Genomic DNA, 18,039 nt, shown 5'->3' on the forward strand with positions numbered 1-18,039 from the left:
AAAAAGAAAACTTCCAAAAAAGCCGAAGGCTCCAAAGGAATCAGCTTCCATTGAAACTTGGAAGCGATACGGCGAGCGAGTTAAGGCTTGGGAAGCAAAGGTAAAGGCGAAAACAGAGCCTTTGAAAAAGAAGAAAGCACTCATAAACCAAATTCGAAGTGCAGCGTCCAGAGTAAAGGCGGCTTAATATGAGTTTTAAACAAAACGTCATGTCAGGAGCCAAACTTGGTGGAGCTGCGTTTGTTGGTTATGCTTTGAACCGATTCCTTTCAACGATGGAGTATTCCAAACAAATCTTGAAAGAATCTCCAGAGACTGGAGCGGTCATTGTATCTGCTGGTATCACAGCCGGAGCAATCAAATTCCAAGAGAAGATCAAGGATAAACTTGTTCGTGTTGGTCTTGTGGCTGGTTCTGCTTCTGCAACAATTCATTTAGCAACTAGAATACCGACCGTGCAAAATGCACTTCCTGCCGGTGTTGTAACTGCGTTATCCGGTGAAACCGATGAATACATCGAAGTATCCGGAGAGGATGCGGAAAACCAAATCAATGCTGAAGTAGATCAAAGAATCCAACAAGCATTCAATGAAGGTAAGATCCAATATCTTACACCAAGTGTAGGATCGGAAGTTGGAGAGTCTGAATCAGTTTATGAAATTGGTGAAGAAGAAGACGAGTACGAAGAAGAAGTCGCTGGTGAAGAATCAGTCTTCGACCTTGTGTAAATGATTTCAAAAAGCGAAAATAGGTAAGCGAAAAAAATGCAAACACAACAACAACCAACACAAGCACGTGTTATCAAAACCCAAAACATGAGAAAAACTGTTCAATCAGAAATCTCTCAACTTATGAAAAAGGGTGGAATTCCAATTGAACTTCATTCCGTTGCAAAGTTAGGAACAGGAGAAAAGACTTTTGGTTTCTTTGCTGGTAATGAAGACCGAGCCAATTATGGCCATCTTGCACATTATGGCCTAGGTGGTAAGAACCCAATTGAGTCCCAAAAAGGGAAACTCGTTGGCTTTCAAGTAGAACTTCATGGGCCAGACTTTGCAGCTATTAATCTTGCTGGTGATGGAACCTACAATGTTTTAGATGCCGCAAACAAACTTATCAATATGATTCGATTCAAAATCACAAAGAACAAAACGGTTCTTAGAGAAGGATCTTTCAAATCGATCATTGACCCTCTTCCAAGAGTATTGAAGCCTTTCAAAATTGGAACTGGTATTGAAAACGGTCTTATCGCTGTTAGTGCAGTTCATACACAAACAGGGAACATTGAAGAAAGAAACTCCAAACTAAGAGTTCTTTACCTTCCAGTGGAATTCTCAAACAACGATTCCTTTGTTTTCGAGGCTTGGTTACCATCTTCATCAGCCGGTGTTGAAGCAGCTTTAAACAATCACCTTTTGGTTGTTACTGCTCTTGGTGTTGAATTTCCAAAGTAATCGTTTCGAAAGAAACTAATTCAAAATAAAGACCGGTGAGAAGCCGGTCTTTTCAATGGTAAGCGAAAAAATGAATACTAAAGTAAATTACAAAGGTAAGGATTATACCTTGCTAGGCGGGATGAATAGTTCCATAAACGCAAGCAATGGAGACAGCTTCACAAAAGCGATGACCATTGAAAATAATACGAACAAACACGGAAAAGTCATCGGTGTTATCGTACGATTCAAAGGTAACATCGATGATGTTTGCATTGACTTCAAAACGAACAAAACAAAGAACAACCCTGCAATTTCAGGTGACCTTGCTTTGGCTGTAATAGGCTCAAAAGTCGGTGATAATATTTCTACACCAGGATTTCAAATTTTTCCATTCCCAGGAGATGGAATCAGAATCCCAAAGAACCTTTCTCTTGATGTTCTATTAAAGACTTGGACTGTTCCAGTACCAGCTAGGAACGTAATGGTTGGTCTAATCATGGAAGAAATCGATGATGATACTGATGAGAAGGAAGTTTCAAAGAAATAATCAATGGAACGTCGAATCTCTCATCCATTTTCATTTACGCAAGACTACCGATCAGCTTCGGAAGATCCACCGCCTCTATTCACTGAAACTTTCAGTATTGGAAAAATTGATATTGAAAAAGCTAAGAACTTAGTAATACGCAATGTACTTGTCCAAAGTTATTTTTTTAGATCAACTCAGGCACTTTCTAATCCGGTAACTCTTGCTCTTGTATTGTCAGACAATTTGGAAGACTCTCTAAATGATGGCTTTATCAAGTTAGTTGATTATGGTTCAGGACTCTTCGCACCTGACAACAATGTTCCGGCAAACACAGAGTTTCCAGAACTAAGTGTGGCGGATAAGATTTCTAGAATGCCAACTATTGTTTGTTATGAGGATATTCTGGAATATGAAGAATACATCGACGAAGAAAACTTCTCAAACCCTCAATATGATTTAGCGTCTGCTTCAAAACTATTACTTAGTAACTCTTTGGTAGATACTTTTCTATTAAACGGAACACCCTATCCAGTGCCCGGAGATATACCGATCAGTAATCCAAACGGAAAGAAATATCTTTATATCATTCCTTACACAGCCAAATGCCAAAGAACCAGAGTTGCAATGAGTGGTCGTATCAATTTCTCAATCGTTTCTCTCCTCGATGAAGATGAGGAGGAATAGTAAATGTCCAAACAGATTTATTCCGCTTGGTTAGATTGGCCAGTTGGTGGAGAAATTTTTGCAAATATATATGCGACCGATTGGGAAAACGAATACGCTGATTTAGCTGAAGTTTCCGATTTAGAAGATTTAAGAGAATCCATCTTAGATCAGTTTAATGAATTAACAGAAAGATTCGATAGACTTGCTCATGGTGAAGCACCTTCTCAAGATTCGAGAAATGGTCATAGAAAATATCTATGGGAATTTTTCGAATTAATTTCAACCGATCAAATCGATGGATACAAACAGCAAATGCAATTTTTTTCCAATGCTCTTGGAGAAAAAATCAATGGCTTAGATTCAGACAGTTCAACGGGCATTGTTATTTCAAATGCAAATCCAGTAAGACCTCGTATCGTACAAAATAAACCTAAATGGGAAGATGTTCAACTAAAACCCGATAACTTTCCACCTTCTAGCCATACACATACAAAAGCTGAAATCATCGACTTAGGAGAATCAGGCGGTGGTGCTTCAACATGGGATGAACTTTCTGGAAAGCCTACTTCATTTCCTCCAAGTGCTCACGGTCACGATTGGGGCGAAGTCTCTGGAAAGCCTGCTTCATTTCCTCCAAGTGCTCACGGTCACGATTGGGGCGAAGTCTCTGGAAAGCCTGCTTCATTTCCTCCAAGTGCTCACGGTCACGATTGGGGCGAAGTCTCTGGAAAGCCTACTTCGTTTCCTCCAAGTGCTCACGGTCATTCGCAATCTGAAATATCTGGATTGGAAACTAAACTTACGGATCTTCAAAACCAAATTGAAACATTATCGGGAGGTGGATCATTATTCGATGCAATTAAATTTTTTGCCGGTTGGTTCTCCGATCAATGGGTAACAAGAATAAATCCAGTAGATAACAATTGGAATTCCATTTGTTGGTCTCAAGAGCTTGGGATCTTCGTTGCTGTTGCAATATCTGGTGCGGGCAATCGAGTAATGACATCGCATGATGGCATTAACTGGACAATCAGAACAAGTCCAGCAGATAACAATTGGAATTCAGTTTGTTGGTCTTCAGCATTAGGTATATTCGTTGCTGTTGCAACTACTGGAACAGGAAACAGAATAATGACCTCACCTGATGGCATTAACTGGACCATTAGAACAAGTCCAGCAGATAACCAATGGTATTCGGTTTGCTGGTCTTCGGAATTAGGTATCTTCGTTGCTGTTGCAATTTCTGGTGCGGGCAATCGAGTAATGACATCGCCTGATGGCATTAACTGGACAATCAGAACAAGTCCAGTAGACAACTATTGGGTTACAATTTGTTGGTCTTCGGAATTAGGCATCTTTGTGGCTATTTCATCAACTGGAACTAATGACCGAATTATGACATCGCTTGATGGCATTAACTGGACAATCAGAACAAGTCCAGCAGATAACAATTGGAATTCAGTTTGTTGGGCTTCGGAACTAGGTATCTTTGTTGCCGTTGCAGCTAGTGGAACAGGAAACAGAATTATGACATCACCTGATGGCATTAACTGGACAATCAGAACAAGTCCAGCCGATAACAGTTGGTATTCGGTTTGCTGGTCTTCGGAATTAGGAATTTTTGTTGCCGTTGCGATCTCCGGTACTGGCAACCGATTAATGACCACAAGAACGGGTCTAGGAAAAGGTCACTTGTGATGGAAATCGGATTTCAAGAGTTAGTTGGTGCTGTAACAGGATTTTCTATTTACTATGTGAACTCACAAGTAAATCAAAAGCTCTCAAAATTCAAAGAAGAGCTAAACGAAAAAATTCAATCAAACACTGATAAAATAACGGAAGTGAAATCAGAACATGACCGCAACAATGATAAGGTCATGTCTGAACTTTCCAACCTAAATAGAAATTTAGAAAAGACTGAAACTGCTATGAGAAGTTTCTCCGATGAGTCTTCAGCTACAAGAGATTTAGTTTTAAAAATTTATGAACAAATAATGGGGCTTGGTAAAAAGACAAGCAACAAAGGAAAAAGGCAATGAGTAACGTAAACTATTATCCCGATCGATTTCTAGAAACCATGCCAACGGAATCTTTGATTCCTGGATGGGATGTTCCATGGATACCAAAAAGCAATAACAGCTCCCCTCGCTATGCTTTAGATTATTCACTAAGCGGTGTAACACAACCTATTGGATTTGATATTGATACATTCAATTATTTAAGTAAATTCAAAGGTTTCAAACACAATGCAGAATTGAAAAGAATCTCTTTCGTTGTACCGAAAGAAACGGTCTTTCGTAAGTCTATTGCATCGACTCTTTTTTCTACAGATCAGGACATCCAAAAATTTAGGGAAGTAATCTTAGCGAAACATCCTTCCTTAAACCAATTGAAAGAGTATGTATTCGAAGAAGGTGGTTTAGTAGATCCAATTCGAACCATTGCAGACGCAACAGGTACCAAGAAAGAAGAAGTTAAAGATGGTTTAAAATATGGAACCTTTGCAGCTATCGGCGTTGGCCTTTTTCTTTTGTTTAGAAAGTAAATGTCTTCTGAAGTAACACAGGCAAACAATTCAATTGATCTAGTTACTTCTAGACTCCAAACTTTTTGGAAAGATTTAAAGAAGACAATTCCGGAAGCGGAACTTTTCGAAACCAAAAGATCAAATGAAAGACAAACCTATCTTTATTCTTTGGGAAGAACGAGATCCGGAGAGATAGTAACTTATGCAACTGCTGGTAACTCTCCACATAATCATGGTTTAGCTTTTGATATTAAGAATATAAATTTTTCAAACAGGGAAAAAGACATCAGAGACCTATTGAGTAAAAACTCAGATATAGCATGGGGAATGGACTTTTGGAGAATCGACACAAAGAACAAGAAGAAAGTTAAGTTTCCAGATCCTGCACATTTTCAAATCAAGAATTGGAAAAGTTTAGTTCCGGGATTAAATAGCAAGATAGTCTTCCCTCTAGTCGCAATCATTGGTATTTCAATTTATAGTTTAAGAGGTAAGCGAAAATGAAAGGTCGAGTTTATGTTTATGTACCAACAAACAAAAAGTACAACTACCCAACGGTAGAAGGACTATTGTATAACACTCAAGAGAAAAGATTTTCTTTTCTTTCGGAAATTGACTCAAGCGGAAAAGCAATTGGGGAAACAGTGGGAAAAGCTATTCGGGATTTTCAAACAAAGAATCCAGGAGTAGGAATCATTAAAGTTGAAACCAAACCAATTTCAACCACTACCACAACACAAAATCCACCAAAAACAAATGTGACCACAACTCAAACGAACACAAAGGAGAAATCCGGATCTAATGTTCTTTTAGTTATAGCAGCGATTGCAGCCGGATTTTTCTTCTAGTTAAAAAATGGATTCTTATACCGATCATCTTTTAACTAGAACGGATTATCTTTCTCAAAGAGATAATATAAATCCTTACTTCATCGAGGACGAGAAAGTTTTTGATAAGAAAGGAAAGTATCTCTTTGATTTGGATGATTTTGAAAAATACGAACACTTGCTCTATGATCGAGTGACAAAGTGTTTTATTTCTACTGGTTCAATGTTCTGCGGTTTCTTACATGAAAGAGGAATTATCAAAACCATTGTCGATGAGGTGGCCTATGAACTTACTTTAGACAAGGTAATGAAGAAAGGTGAAACTCGATATCACTGGGAAGCACACAAAAGATTGATGAACGAAGTGATTTTGAAGGATTCCGATTTTACTTTTGATTATGAAAAATCTACTCTTTCAGGAATTCAAAAGATTATGAAGGGGGGAGATCCTCTGATGATTTCTTTATTCATAAAACCTTGGTATCCATCGGGTAAAGGACATCTAACATTTGGAAGTGGGTTTAGAGAAGATTCAAATGGAAAGATCGTTGGTGTAAATTTAAAAGATCCATTCGGGAAACTTTTAACCAATTACAAGGACCATGACGGAGACAATTCGTTTATTCCCATTGCGGAATTTAAGAAAGCTATTAATGGTCCATCGAAGTCACCTTGTCACATTGGATTTTTAAAGGAAAAAAAATGAAAAGCGAAAACAAAATTTTAAACTTCTTACACAGGTTCGGTATTGCTATTTTCTTTTTAGGATTTATTGCCGATGCCGTTCTTCAGTATTTCGAACGTGCTCCGGAGGTGAAACTTCTCGGAGAGAATTCCTTTCCGGCGTTTTGGTCTTTGTCTGTTTTGGGGATCTTCTTTATTGCTTCTCCAATTTATCCGAATGTCTGGGAAAAGTGGCGTAACCGGAATTCATTTAGTACGTGGCCACAACTAAAGAGGAAAAAGAAATGAAAGTTTTACTATTAGTCTTCATTTTTCTTTTTGGTTGTACTAGCGTACCTCAAAATCCCTCTTCTAAGCCGCTTACAGGCCTTCTACGAAGCTCTGCAAAGGAAAAGAAGGATCTAGGGGACAATAAGACTTCGGAGCTGCTAGAAGCGGCAGCCGACACTATTGATAGTTCTGATGAGAATGCAAGGATTGCAATTGCAAACCAGGCAAGTACAACTAAAGAAAATTCGGATCTTCAAAGGGAAGCGGGTTTTACTGATGGATTGAAAGCATTGAGAAACTGGTCTATCATTGCACTTTCTTTAATTGTTCTAATCCTCGGATTGTATGCTTATATAAAAGGCAAAATTAAAATACCTTCTTTACCTTTACCGTAAATCCTATTCGTCTCCGGAGACAGAACTCCGGAGAGTCTCCGCACTTAAATTCAATTTTAAAATTTCTTCTATATATTCTATTTCTTTCCAATCGAACGAGCTTTGTTCTTTCTTTTCTTTTAGAAACTTCAATCGCCTATCATACGTATATTTGTAATCACTCGTCTTGTGAAGAATAGATCCTAAGACATCCGAGTGAGTCGGATTGAATCCATTCTGATTAATAAATTCTTTTCTGTACTCTTCCCATGATAAAATCAAATTATGTTCGCTTAAGCGTGCTTGTATCTTGATAGAATTTCTCATAGCACTTTCTTAATACTTACTTTTCTCTTGACAAGCTTTATAAAAATCGTTCATTCACTTAATATGTACTTTGTGGTCACTTGGTTTTTACTTGGTAATCACTTAGTTTTCACAAAGATACAACAAAAAACTAAGCGAAAAGGTAGAAAACTTGTATGATTGATTCAAACGATGCGTTCCGCAAAATGAAAACTCTTTATGGAAAGCGTAAAAACGACTTTCCTGATGCAGAGTATTCTCTCGAATTATTCACAGAAAAAGCAAAAGTTGTATTGAAAGGTGAAGATATACCAACTTCATTTGAAGTAATCAATACAAATCTAGAAAATCCTCATTTTATAAACTATGAACTGAAGAAAGATGGAAACGTAATAGGCTCCGGAAAATTGAAAGAGTTTAATTCTTACGAAAAGAAACAAGAAGAAGCCGCAACTTCACAGCTTTCAACTAGTCCTCTTGATATTATGAAAGCAACTTTCGAAATGAATCGTATTTATTCTGATGACTTAGAAAGAGTGACTAAAAAGTATTCTGATAAGTTTGCTTTGTATGACAAAGAAGTTGAAGAAAGAATCAACAAACAAAAAGAGAATCTAAACGAAAAACTAGATTCTATTGAGTATGCAAATAAACGTAGAATGGAAATTAAAGAGGAAGAATTTTCATTGGAAAGGAAAAAGTGGGAATTAGAAAAAGAACAAATTCTCGCTCGTAAGAGAATTAGAGAAGATCGATTTCGATTTTCAGACGTTTTCGGTAAAGTTGCAGAAGGTGCAATGGAAGCCTTGTCCGCCGATCCGGAAAGATCAGTAAACCTTTTGGTTACTGGTGTAAAATTTTTGGGTAAGGCTTGGAGAGGTGAATCTTTTGAAACGGAGATCCCATCTTCATGAAGAAGAAATTTCCTTTTGGTCGTATTGCACTTGCTATTTCTAAAGCAATACTCAAAGAAGGAACTCCTTTCATACTGAAGAAATTAGATCCGGATCTTAAAAGAGAAATAGAAAAGTTTGAATTGCATAGGGAACAATTGAAACGGCAAGAAAAGATTCGGAACAAATTATTCCCAAATGCAATTGAAGTAAAAGATTATACGGTATTAGAAAATGACAATTGATGAAAAAATTTCTAAATTAGTTTTGGTAATGGATAAAGTAGAGAAATTTGTATCTGGAAAAATGCCAGGCTCGGCTATGTTTAATCCAGAATTAAAATTTATAAGGAATGAGATAAAAGAACTAAAGTCTGAATGCAACATTCCTTAGTCAGTTCACCAAACAGAACTATGAAAGACAAGGTTATCGAGTTAAAATTAAAACTACAGAAACAACATGATGAGTTAAATGATTCCGAGTTGGATGACTCAATGTATGCTTTAATTAGACAAGGAATGATTGTAGAGTTTTTAAAAGAATTGGATAACTTGGTAAAGCCTAACGGAGTTTAATAGACTATTTCGGTCTACCCTTCCCGAAATAACAAAGAAGGCAGTCTTTGAAATGAGCGTCTTGACAGAATGGTTATGTGAGGATCTGCAAAATCCTAAATATCGGTTCAATTCCGATAGACGCTTCCACCTAATCCAAAGGATGGCTCATAAACTCTTCCAGATAAGTATATTCGTCCCTGACTTTGATTTTGAGTTTTACTGATACGGATAATGATTCTTTTTCTTCCAATTTCTTTTTTATAAACTCAAGCTGTTTTCCTGAAATCGGAAATTCAACCATACTACTAGAATCATCTTTTACCTTTACTAGTTCAAAGACATTTGACTCAAATTTAAGAAGCGTTCCATAATTATTTCTATAAGTAATTTCGGCAGTAAGTATTTCAATATCTGCATAACTCATATTTGATATTGTCCAAAAGAAAACTAGAATATCATTTTCAGTTCTAAATCGAATATTAGTCTTACCGAAAAAAATTCGACTTTTATCGAAAGGGAAAATTACTTTATCAATTTTCTTTAGAATTGTAGGAATCAATTTTAGTAACCACCCTAAACCTTGTTTTAATAAAAACAATTTATCGAGAATCATTTTAACCTCTTGACTTTTAAAACAGAACGTACAAGAAGTTATCAAAGATTAACCTCTTGACCCTCGGACGGCAATCCGGGGGTTTCCTTTTTTTAAAATTAAACCACCTAGCGTCTACAGAAAAATGAAAGTTTATATTTGTGAATATAAAGAGAAAGATGGGGAACCTTCGCTTCAAATCAGGAAAAACCACCCGTTAGATTCTCGATTTAGGCTTAGAATTTATCGTGGCCCAACGAATGAAGGAAGATTAATTCGATTTTGTGAAGTTGAAATTGATCCAAATGCCTGGAAAATAATGTTACCACCTAACGCCTAAACCAAAAAAAGGGTTTTGGGTAGTACCGAAAAGGCTTTCTGAAACACTAGCTTTTGGACGAGCCTTTCGGGACTAGCTTATTCCGGTTCCGATATTTTTCCTTCCTGAATTCATCCCTTGCAATTTCAAGTAGTTCAAATTCGATATTCATTCTTGGATAGAAGCTAGAAGTAAAAACATGTTTAATACTTTGAAGTTCGCCTTCCTCGAAATTTTCGATATGGTCAAAAGATACGTCTTCTAGTAAAACCAAAAGGCTGTTCAATTCAGAAGTAATTGAATCTAAAGTTTCATATAGATTTATATCATTAGGATTTTTAATCGTTAGAGATTGGTTGATTTTTGAAAATTGCGATAAAAGAAGATTCCTTGCGTTGGCGGTTTTTTCATATATCTTTTTGAAATTCTCTCTAGTTATGTGAGAACTATATCGCTTAAACTTTGCAAATTCCTTATGTGCTTCATTTAACGATTCGAGTTGTTTTTCGTTTCCCACTTGTTCTTTGAAATAATTGGCGAAGTCGTTATAAGACTTCATTGAATCTTTTAGTTCACCCTTTTGGATCAACTCTCGAACAAAATCAGTCCAGAACAAATCTCTGATTGCTTGTTTGCGAACCCACGAACCGAAACTTTCATCACTCATGGAATCTAAAAAATTTACCACAAAACACCTCTCAAGCGGTGGAAACAGTATTTACTATCTTGGGATTAAAAAAACTCTCAATCCTAATTTTTCCCAGCCGGACTGGTTTTTGGGAAAATCATGTCTCTAATGTCTCCATGTCTTTTAATAAAATCAAATACAAAACAATAAAAAGTATTACTTTGTATTTGACATAATTCGAGCTTGTTTTATATTTTGGGAAGTTACCAAATTTGGAGCTAAGGGGGTGGGGAGTGTTGGCGATACAAAAGGAAAAGACCGTGACTTTTAAATGTGAAGAAGATTTAATTGCAGCAGCGGAAGTTTATGCTGCAAACAATGAAATGGATCGTTCAAAGGTTATTAGATTAGCATTAAAACGATTTCTGAACGTCTCGCCGGTTGAAATAAAACGATCGGCAAAGAAGTAAAGAAAGATAGATTTGGATTGGGGGCGGATGCCCGTGATACTGCACAACCGTGTAGGCAATACATCCCGCCACCCAATGTTTTCCCTCTATCACATCTAATCATTTCCATCAAACCTTAAGTCAAAACCGTTAAAAATTCTAAAAGTAAGTTCATATTTGATAAATCAAAAATAGTATAGTTGACTGCAAAAAATGTGTGAACTATATTTAATTCTTGTCTGTAAAAAATAAATACCCATCTGATTCCTTAGTCAAATTTCCTCTGAAGGAAAGGAAGTTCGCGAAAACTCAGGACTAGTCTGATTTTTGCTTTTCTGAATGAACTTGAGTCCAAGGATTTTGATTCCATTAAAATCAAAGACCTTTGTGAGTTGGCAGAGGTTTCTGAGCCAACATTCTATAATTATTTTCCAGAAAAGGGGGACCTAATCCTTTATTACATCCAAATCTGGAGTTTACAAGTATCAGTTTTTGTAAAGGAAATGGAATTGTCTGAGTCCGGATGGGGGCTCCTTTCCGCATTATTTCGTTATACGGCAAAGGAATCAAAAAAAAATCCTAGAATCCTGATGGAAATCATCGCCTTCCAAGCAAAATATAAAAATACTATGCAAAGGCCAAAACTGACTAGCGCCGAACGGGTATTAATTTTCCCAAATGTTTTGGAGATAGAAGAATTAAGTGCGGAGGGAGTGGAGGGGATCATTCAAAAGGCATTATCCAATGCCGCAAAAAATGGAGAACTGCCTAAGTCTACAGACTGGAAATCACTAGGTTTGGCTTTAGGGTCTTGTTTTTTTGGAGTTCCTATTCTTTCCTTCCAACTAAATCAAAATTTAGAAAAACTCTGGATTGAGTCACTTCGTTATCTATGGATAGGAGCTGGTGGAACTATTAAAGAATAAAAGTATATAGGACTATATGAAATGATTCAATGAAATCGAAATTGGAGCCTTAGGGATTAGGTTTCTGATATATTTAGTAAACGCAAGTATAGAACAATCTTTGAATGATATTACCCAAAATGATCAACTATCAAAAAACTCTACCTATTCAATTCTCACTTGTTTTTTGTTAGTCGTTGGAATTTATTCTTATGGTGCCATTCGGATCACAATTCCTATCAAAGAGAGTAGTATCAACGTAGGGACTGTCACCATTAAAGATGGAGATCCAAAACATTTGGATCTGTCCAAGCCAAAACTGGCAAAATACAGAACTATTATTCCTTCGAACGAAACCAGCAGTTCATTCCTCCCAGTGAACCAGTCTCCCGGGTTCCGTACCAGTATCTAGTGTGATTACAATATACCGCCTATTTGGAAATTGGTTGGGTTAGGCGTTCTTTATTTTTTAATTTCACGCAATTTAATTTCTGTATTTGTACTAAAAAATAGGAACTAACAGCAATTTGCGTAATGATAACCGGGGTAAATTGGTTCACAATTAGAAAATTTCTAAATAATTGGTTGAATTAATTCGTCTTTCTGTTATGATTTGATGTTTGCGAATTCCGGGTCTTTCCCACCTCAGGTTTTCGCAAAGGATGGTTTGATGACTTCAGTCGCTGATAAATCCATTTTGCTCGTTGAAGATGAAGCCATTCTTGCTATGTTTGAGAAACAACAGTTAGAGCAAGGTGGATACAACGTAACCCATGTTAATAACGGGGAAAATGCAATTCAACTCATCATTCAAGCAGAAAAACCATTTGATCTCATCTTAATGGACATTGATTTGGGGCAAGGTCTAGATGGAACTCAAACAGCTACCGAAATATTAAACCACAAAGAAATTCCGGTGGTGTTTCTTTCTTCGCATACAGAACGCGAGATTGTTAAAAAAACAGAAACCATTACCTCTTACGGTTATGTTGTCAAAAACTCTGGATTTACTGTGTTAGATGCCTCAATCAAAATGGCGTTTAAATTATTTGAAGCAAACGAACTCACAAAAAGTAAAAAAGAACATTTGGAGACCGTTTTACATTCCATAGGTGATGGTGTCATTGCTACTGATAGTGATGGAAAAGTGATCCGAATGAATCCTATTGCGGAAAAGTTAACTGGCTGGTCTCATGATGAAGCAGTGGGCCTTGAGATCAATCATGTATTTAAAATCGTAAATGTAAAAACTCGTAGCTTAGTAGAAAATCCTGTAGATATTGTTCTTCGTACCAATTCTGTAGTTGGTCTTGCCAATCATACAGTCCTTCTTTCTCGGGATGGATCGGAATACCAAATTTCGGATTCAGGTTCTCCCATCAAAGACTTAAATGGTGAAACAAGGGGAGTTGTACTTGTATTTCGTGATATCACTGCAGAATACAATGTCCAAAGTCACATCGCCAAACAAGCAAATATGCTAAACAATGTTTTAGATGCCGTGATTGGAACTGATTTTAGCCATAGAATTAATTATTGGAACAAAGCTGCTGAAAAAATCTATCTTTGGAAAGCAGAAGAAGTTATGGGAAAGTCAGTATTAGAAGTTCTAAAAACAGATTATTTAAATCTTTCCAGTGAACAAGTGATGCAGAGGGTCAATTTGGATGGTAGTTTTATTGGGGAAGTCGTTCAGTACGCAAAAGATGGAAGCATTCGAAACATTGAAGTAAACCAAGTTCTTTTGGATGATGAAAGTGATTTACCGATTGGATACATTGCAGTTGGTCGAGATATTTCTGATCGTTTGAATGCGATGAGGCGGGTAAAAGAATCAGAAGCCAAACTTACAGAAATCATTGAATCGGCAATGGATGCCATCATCAGTATTGACCAATCTAAAAAAATCATTCTTTTTAACGGTGCGGCGGAAAAGATGTTCGGGTACCAATCTTTGGAAATCATTGGCCAACCGTTAGACCAATTGATTCCAATGAATTTTCGGAGCCAACATGATAGTAATATTGATTCTTTTTCTAAAACTGGAGTTAGTCGTAGAGCAATGGGAGCACTTGGGCAGATTAGCGGTCTCCGGGCCAATGGAGAGGAGTTCCCGATTGAGGCATCCATTTCTCAGATTTCTGTGAAAGAAGAGAAATTATTTACCGTAATTTTACGAGATGTTAGCGTTAGAAATCTATCTGAGTCTAGAATCCAAAAACTTTTACTCGAAAAAGAGAACATACTGAAAGAAATACACCATCGTGTTAAAAACAATATGAGTTCCATCTTTACATTGTTAACTCTTCAGGCAAGGGCACAGTCCGAAAGTTCTGTTCAAACCATTCTTTATGAGGCAGCGGGTCGGGTCAAAAGTATGATTGTTTTATACGATAAACTTTATCATTCTGAAACAGATAATACGGTTTCTTTACAAGATTATTTCCCTGCTATTTTCAATGAGATTGTTGCTATTTTCCCCAAAAAAGTAGAAGTGAAAATGAATATTCTGGAAGATACCATTGAACTCAATGCCAAACTTCTTTCTTCTTTGGGAATCATTTTGAACGAACTCATTACCAATTCAATGAAACATGCATTCAATGAGACAACGAATGCAGAAATTGGACTAAAGATTTTTCGTGCGGATAAAAAACTTTATTTAGAGTATTCGGATACTGGAATTGGAATTCCTCCTTCTATCTCCTTTGAAAATTCGCCAGGATTTGGTTTACAATTGATTGGAATGCTTGTCGATCAAATTGAGGGTAAAATTAGCATCGTTAGACAACCGGCAACAGCTTTTTTATTAGAATTAGCTGTTTGATCTGTTCTAGGTTTCAATTGGTAAACACTTAAATTTTACGATAATGTAATAGAATTATTGTTTACCATACTTAGCCTTCCGCTCCTATTCTCACATGGGCCAACTCCAGTTATTTGTTGTTTTATGTTATGCAATTCCTTTCCTTGTGATACTTTTTCCCATTGGATTATCTTTCTCTTATGTATTTAAAATCACTGGTCTCGACAAATGGTCGAATCGAATTAATAATTATTTAGGATATTTCTGGTATCGTTCTTTTTTCGTTTTAACCGGACGAAAATTACAGTTTGAACAAGGAAACTGGAATCCAGATGGCAACAATCGGTTTTTGATTTGTAATCATACCAATGCATTGGAAGTTCCACTCATAGTTGCTCTTCCGTATTTATCAAAATCAAAAGATGTAAAACTTTCTTACTTAGGAGGTGATATCATTCAAAGATACAAAATCATTCCTCTAATGATGCACAAAACCATTGTGGAAGCTGTTATTTATTCAGAAAAGAAACCAAATTTTAGAAATTTTAAAACGGATGTTCTACGTGTCTTAAAAACAAGATCTATTTTTTTATATCCAGAAGGTGAAAGAACTTTTACCGAAGAAATTAAACCCTTCCAAACAGGGGTTATGAAAATTGCTTATAAATTTAATATAGATTTAGATGTATTTGTTGTGAGTGGAATGATGGGATATTCTAACGTACAAGAATATTCACAACTTAAAAAATCCAAAACTGTTTATTTCCAGTTCTGCGGATCCATCAAAGCCAAAGACTATGATAGTTTTGAAGCTTACCTGTCTGCGGCAGAAACTTTGATGAAAGAGAAGAAAAAGGAAATTGAAGTATTGGAAAAATCTGCCGTAATTAAATAACTACGGCAAATTTTAGGGATTTACCTTTACTTTGTTTTGGGTAAGGTTTTTGTGAAAGACACAAGTTGGTCCAGGGCAGTTCCCCAACCTTCTAAAAATCCCATGTCTTCATGTTGTTTCCTTGTTTCAGGGTCTTTGTGTTTTGCTACTGCTTTGTATTTTGTAGCAGTTCCAATTGCTTCCAAAGTGAGAAAAGCGGTCATAAAACTATTCCCAGATGGACGATAGCCTGGGAGTAGACTATCGGTAAAAACTAGTTTTTTTAGATAATCAATTTCCAGAAAACAACCGTTATTTGGAAATAAATTTCCTTCAGGGGACTCCATCATTGTGTAGAATTCGCCACCAGGTTTTAAATCAATCCTACAATCGATAGTTTTCCATGGAACTGGAGTGAACCATTGTTTCAATTGCTCCGGTATTGTCCAAGCATTCCAAACAAGTTCGACTGGCACTTCGACAATTCTTTCCAATACCAAGTCCAACTCTGGATTGAAAGTTTCTTTTGATTCTTGATTCATATTTTTCCCTTTGTTTTTAATAAAAATGAGTCCAGTTGGTTTAGTCTAGTTTCCCATAACGACTTCTGAACCTGTAACCAAGATTCCATCACTGAAAATGGATTTGGATTTAAATAACAAGTTCGTACCCGACCAACCTTCTCAGTATAGATCAACTGAGAAGATTCCAAAATTTCCAAATGTTGCATAAAGGATGGCATCGCCATAGAAAAAGGAGCGGCCAAATCACTAACGCTAGCAGGGCCGATGCTCAGTCGTTCGACTACTTGGCGTCTAGTGGGATCGGAAAGAGCCTGCAAAACTACATCGATATTGTAAGTTCTTTTGACCATAGAGACAATTGTATCAGATTTTAATACTTAGGTCAGCACCTAAGTATTATTTTCACAGAAAAGTTGGTTTTCTGTCAGAAGGATATCCATTTCATGGGAAAGGTAAGTTGATGGAAAACTCGAGTCCGGAACAAAAGAAAGTCAGTGTAAAAATAAACTCCCTTTCTAATTTTATCAAATGGATCACCATTTCTGGATTGATTGCCGTTTTCGTCGGTTCTGCATCCGCTTTCTTTCTCGTGTCCCTGGAAAAAGTAACTCAGTTTCGTGAATCCAATCCTTATTTCGTTTATTTCCTTCCCTTGGCCGGTTTTCTGATTGGTTGGATTTATTTTGAATACGGAAAAAATGTAAGTAAGGGAAATAATTTACTCTTAGAAGAAATCCATTCGCCTACCTCTATCATTCCAATTCGTATGGCCCCTTTTGTGTTTTTCGGAACTCTCATCACCCACCTATTTGGTGGATCAGCGGGAAGGGAGGGAACGGCGGTTCAGATGGGAGGAGCTATTTCTCATCAATTGGTTCGTTTGTTTTCTTTATCGATTAAGGAACAACAAACATTGATTATACTTGGAATCAGTGCAGGATTTGCATCCGTTTTTGGAACGCCGATTGCAGCGGCAATTTTTTCAATAGAAGTCATTAGGATCGGGACTTATCGCTTGCGATTGATTTTTCTTTCCCTTGTCATCGCTTATTTGTCCCATTGGGTTTGTTTACTTTGGGGGGTCGACCACTCTCATTATCAGAAAATACCTTTTGAATTTACTTGGATCATTTTAATTTGTTTGGTGGTCTTGGGAATTTTGTCTGGATGGGTTGCAAAAATATTTAGTGCAGGGATCCATCTAGTTTCTCATTTTTTGGGTGAATACATTTTATATCCTCCCTTTCGACCTGTTGTTGGCGGTTTCATAATATTACTGTTAGTTGTTCTTGGTTTGAGTCCAGTTTATTTAGGATTGGGGTTACCCACTTTGCAATCAGCATTTGTGAATCCTTTACCTATTGAAACATTTCTTTTAAAGATAATTGTCACTGCAATTACCATAGGTTCTGGTTTTAAGGGAGGGGAGGTGACCCCCCTTTTTTTTATTGGTGCTAGTTTAGGAAATCTATTTGGATATTTTGATCCTGCGCATTTAGCTTTGTTTGCCGGTATTGGGTTTATTTCTGTATTTGCTGGTGCGACCAATACCCCGTTTGCCTGTGCCATGATGGGGATCGAGTTATTTGGTTGGGAATGTGGACTTTATTTTTTCCTAACTGCTTGGATTTCTTTTATTGCCTCTGGCCATACGAGTATTTACCAATCACAGCATATTGGTAAAACGAAACTCTTTAGTAGAAGTTCTGATCTTGGCAAAAAAATCGCTGATTTAAGAAAATAAATTCTGATTTCTTTTGATTGCATTTTTAATTCGGTTTTCCTTTCCAAAATTTGGACGGAAAGGTCGGCGGAGAGATTAACAGGTATTATTTTACCTTTGAAACCGAACGAATTGTGTCATCTTCGTAAA

At 36.7% G+C, this 18,039-nt stretch carries 25 protein-coding genes; 20 read left to right on the forward strand and 5 right to left on the reverse strand.

Annotation, left to right across the window (positions count from 1 at the left end; all coding sequences use genetic code 11):
* Nucleotides 1-188: 188 nt before the first annotated feature.
* The 11 genes from CH361_RS12075 to CH361_RS12130 all read left to right on the forward strand — a co-directional run bounded on the left by CH361_RS12075 (nt 189) and on the right by CH361_RS12130 (nt 7,334).
* Nucleotides 189-728: a hypothetical protein gene (locus CH361_RS12075; protein ID WP_100791074.1), complete on the forward strand. Its 540-nt coding sequence runs from the start codon at nt 189-191 to the stop codon at nt 726-728.
* Nucleotides 729-764: 36 nt separating this feature from the next.
* Nucleotides 765-1,454: a hypothetical protein gene (locus CH361_RS12080; protein ID WP_100791075.1), complete on the forward strand. Its 690-nt coding sequence runs from the start codon at nt 765-767 to the stop codon at nt 1,452-1,454.
* Nucleotides 1,455-1,524: 70 nt separating this feature from the next.
* Nucleotides 1,525-1,983, forward strand: coding sequence for a hypothetical protein (locus CH361_RS12085; protein ID WP_125232065.1), 459 nt, complete (start codon nt 1,525-1,527; stop codon nt 1,981-1,983).
* 3 nt (nt 1,984-1,986) lie between these two features.
* Nucleotides 1,987-2,649 carry a hypothetical protein gene (locus CH361_RS12090; RefSeq protein ID WP_100791077.1) on the forward strand — a complete coding sequence of 221 codons (663 nt, stop codon included), beginning with the start codon at nt 1,987-1,989 and terminating at the stop codon, nt 2,647-2,649.
* Nucleotides 2,650-2,652: 3 nt separating this feature from the next.
* Entirely contained in the window at nt 2,653-4,329 is a 1,677-nt protein-coding gene (locus CH361_RS12095) for a beta propeller repeat protein (protein ID WP_100791078.1), read from the forward strand.
* Entirely contained in the window at nt 4,329-4,670 is a 342-nt protein-coding gene (locus tag CH361_RS12100; protein WP_100791079.1) for a hypothetical protein, read from the forward strand. Before CH361_RS12095 ends, CH361_RS12100 begins: the two co-directional genes overlap by 1 nt.
* Nucleotides 4,667-5,176: a hypothetical protein gene (locus CH361_RS12105; protein ID WP_100791080.1), complete on the forward strand. Its 510-nt coding sequence runs from the start codon at nt 4,667-4,669 to the stop codon at nt 5,174-5,176. The genes CH361_RS12100 and CH361_RS12105 overlap by 4 nt, the downstream gene beginning before the upstream one ends.
* A complete protein-coding gene (locus tag CH361_RS12110; RefSeq protein WP_100791081.1) occupies nt 5,177-5,662 on the forward strand; it encodes a M15 family metallopeptidase in 486 nt (161 codons plus the stop codon). It begins immediately after the preceding gene.
* Nucleotides 5,659-6,006: a hypothetical protein gene (locus CH361_RS12115; protein ID WP_100791082.1), complete on the forward strand. Its 348-nt coding sequence runs from the start codon at nt 5,659-5,661 to the stop codon at nt 6,004-6,006. The genes CH361_RS12110 and CH361_RS12115 overlap by 4 nt, the downstream gene beginning before the upstream one ends.
* A gap of 7 nt (nt 6,007-6,013) precedes the next feature.
* Nucleotides 6,014-6,691, forward strand: a complete 678-nt coding sequence (locus CH361_RS12120) for a hypothetical protein (protein ID WP_100791083.1) — start codon at nt 6,014-6,016, stop codon at nt 6,689-6,691.
* A gap of 262 nt (nt 6,692-6,953) precedes the next feature.
* Nucleotides 6,954-7,334: a hypothetical protein gene (locus CH361_RS12130; RefSeq protein WP_244279837.1), complete on the forward strand. Its 381-nt coding sequence runs from the start codon at nt 6,954-6,956 to the stop codon at nt 7,332-7,334.
* A gap of 3 nt (nt 7,335-7,337) precedes the next feature.
* On the opposite strand, the gene CH361_RS12135 is transcribed toward CH361_RS12130, so the two are convergent.
* A complete protein-coding gene (locus CH361_RS12135) occupies nt 7,338-7,640 on the reverse strand; it encodes a hypothetical protein (RefSeq protein WP_100791085.1) in 303 nt (100 codons plus the stop codon).
* A gap of 155 nt (nt 7,641-7,795) precedes the next feature.
* Between CH361_RS12135 and CH361_RS12140 the strand changes: the two genes are divergently transcribed.
* The 3 genes from CH361_RS12140 to CH361_RS19625 all read left to right on the forward strand — a co-directional run bounded on the left by CH361_RS12140 (nt 7,796) and on the right by CH361_RS19625 (nt 9,087).
* On the forward strand, nt 7,796-8,533 hold the full coding sequence (locus tag CH361_RS12140) for a hypothetical protein (protein WP_100791086.1): 738 nt from the start codon (nt 7,796-7,798) through the stop codon (nt 8,531-8,533).
* Nucleotides 8,530-8,757: a hypothetical protein gene (locus CH361_RS12145; protein WP_100791087.1), complete on the forward strand. Its 228-nt coding sequence runs from the start codon at nt 8,530-8,532 to the stop codon at nt 8,755-8,757. Before CH361_RS12140 ends, CH361_RS12145 begins: the two co-directional genes overlap by 4 nt.
* Before the next feature lie 132 nt (nt 8,758-8,889).
* Entirely contained in the window at nt 8,890-9,087 is a 198-nt protein-coding gene (locus tag CH361_RS19625; RefSeq protein ID WP_125232066.1) for a hypothetical protein, read from the forward strand.
* A gap of 130 nt (nt 9,088-9,217) precedes the next feature.
* Here CH361_RS19625 and CH361_RS12150 read toward each other — a convergent pair whose 3' ends face one another.
* Together CH361_RS12150 and CH361_RS12160 are read right to left on the reverse strand one after the other, a co-directional pair.
* On the reverse strand, nt 9,218-9,682 hold the full coding sequence (locus CH361_RS12150; RefSeq protein WP_100791088.1) for a hypothetical protein: 465 nt from the start codon (nt 9,680-9,682) through the stop codon (nt 9,218-9,220).
* Between the two features lie 365 nt (nt 9,683-10,047).
* The gene (locus tag CH361_RS12160) at nt 10,048-10,668 is read right to left on the reverse strand and encodes a hypothetical protein (RefSeq protein ID WP_125232067.1); all 621 of its coding nucleotides are present in this window, start codon (nt 10,666-10,668) and stop codon (nt 10,048-10,050) included.
* A 233-nt stretch (nt 10,669-10,901) separates the two neighbouring features.
* On the opposite strand from CH361_RS12160, the gene CH361_RS19715 reads away from it, so the two are divergent.
* From CH361_RS19715 to CH361_RS12185, 5 genes are all read left to right on the forward strand, one after another.
* Nucleotides 10,902-11,078, forward strand: a complete 177-nt coding sequence (locus tag CH361_RS19715) for a hypothetical protein (protein WP_165782264.1) — start codon at nt 10,902-10,904, stop codon at nt 11,076-11,078.
* 371 nt (nt 11,079-11,449) lie between these two features.
* Nucleotides 11,450-11,983, forward strand: coding sequence for a TetR/AcrR family transcriptional regulator (locus tag CH361_RS12170; RefSeq protein ID WP_244279839.1), 534 nt, complete (start codon nt 11,450-11,452; stop codon nt 11,981-11,983).
* Nucleotides 11,984-12,083: 100 nt separating this feature from the next.
* Nucleotides 12,084-12,374, forward strand: coding sequence for a hypothetical protein (locus CH361_RS12175; protein ID WP_100791092.1), 291 nt, complete (start codon nt 12,084-12,086; stop codon nt 12,372-12,374).
* Between the two features lie 258 nt (nt 12,375-12,632).
* On the forward strand, nt 12,633-14,789 hold the full coding sequence (locus CH361_RS12180) for a PAS domain S-box protein (protein WP_100791264.1): 2,157 nt from the start codon (nt 12,633-12,635) through the stop codon (nt 14,787-14,789).
* 94 nt (nt 14,790-14,883) lie between these two features.
* Nucleotides 14,884-15,663, forward strand: a complete 780-nt coding sequence (locus CH361_RS12185) for a lysophospholipid acyltransferase family protein (RefSeq protein ID WP_100791093.1) — start codon at nt 14,884-14,886, stop codon at nt 15,661-15,663.
* Nucleotides 15,664-15,689: 26 nt separating this feature from the next.
* Here the strand turns inward: CH361_RS12185 and CH361_RS12190 are convergent, their stop codons facing one another.
* Both CH361_RS12190 and CH361_RS12195 read right to left on the reverse strand, forming a co-directional pair.
* The gene (locus tag CH361_RS12190) at nt 15,690-16,184 is read right to left on the reverse strand and encodes an SRPBCC family protein (RefSeq protein ID WP_100791094.1); all 495 of its coding nucleotides are present in this window, start codon (nt 16,182-16,184) and stop codon (nt 15,690-15,692) included.
* Nucleotides 16,181-16,516: an ArsR/SmtB family transcription factor gene (locus CH361_RS12195; RefSeq protein ID WP_165782265.1), complete on the reverse strand. Its 336-nt coding sequence runs from the start codon at nt 16,514-16,516 to the stop codon at nt 16,181-16,183. The genes CH361_RS12190 and CH361_RS12195 overlap by 4 nt, the downstream gene beginning before the upstream one ends.
* A gap of 110 nt (nt 16,517-16,626) precedes the next feature.
* On the opposite strand from CH361_RS12195, the gene CH361_RS12200 reads away from it, so the two are divergent.
* A complete protein-coding gene (locus CH361_RS12200; RefSeq protein ID WP_100791095.1) occupies nt 16,627-17,910 on the forward strand; it encodes a chloride channel protein in 1,284 nt (427 codons plus the stop codon).
* Nucleotides 17,911-18,039 lie beyond the last annotated feature (129 nt).

The sequence above is a fragment of the Leptospira brenneri genome, assembly GCF_002812125.1.
Classification (GTDB): Bacteria; Spirochaetota; Leptospiria; order Leptospirales; family Leptospiraceae; genus Leptospira_A; species Leptospira_A brenneri.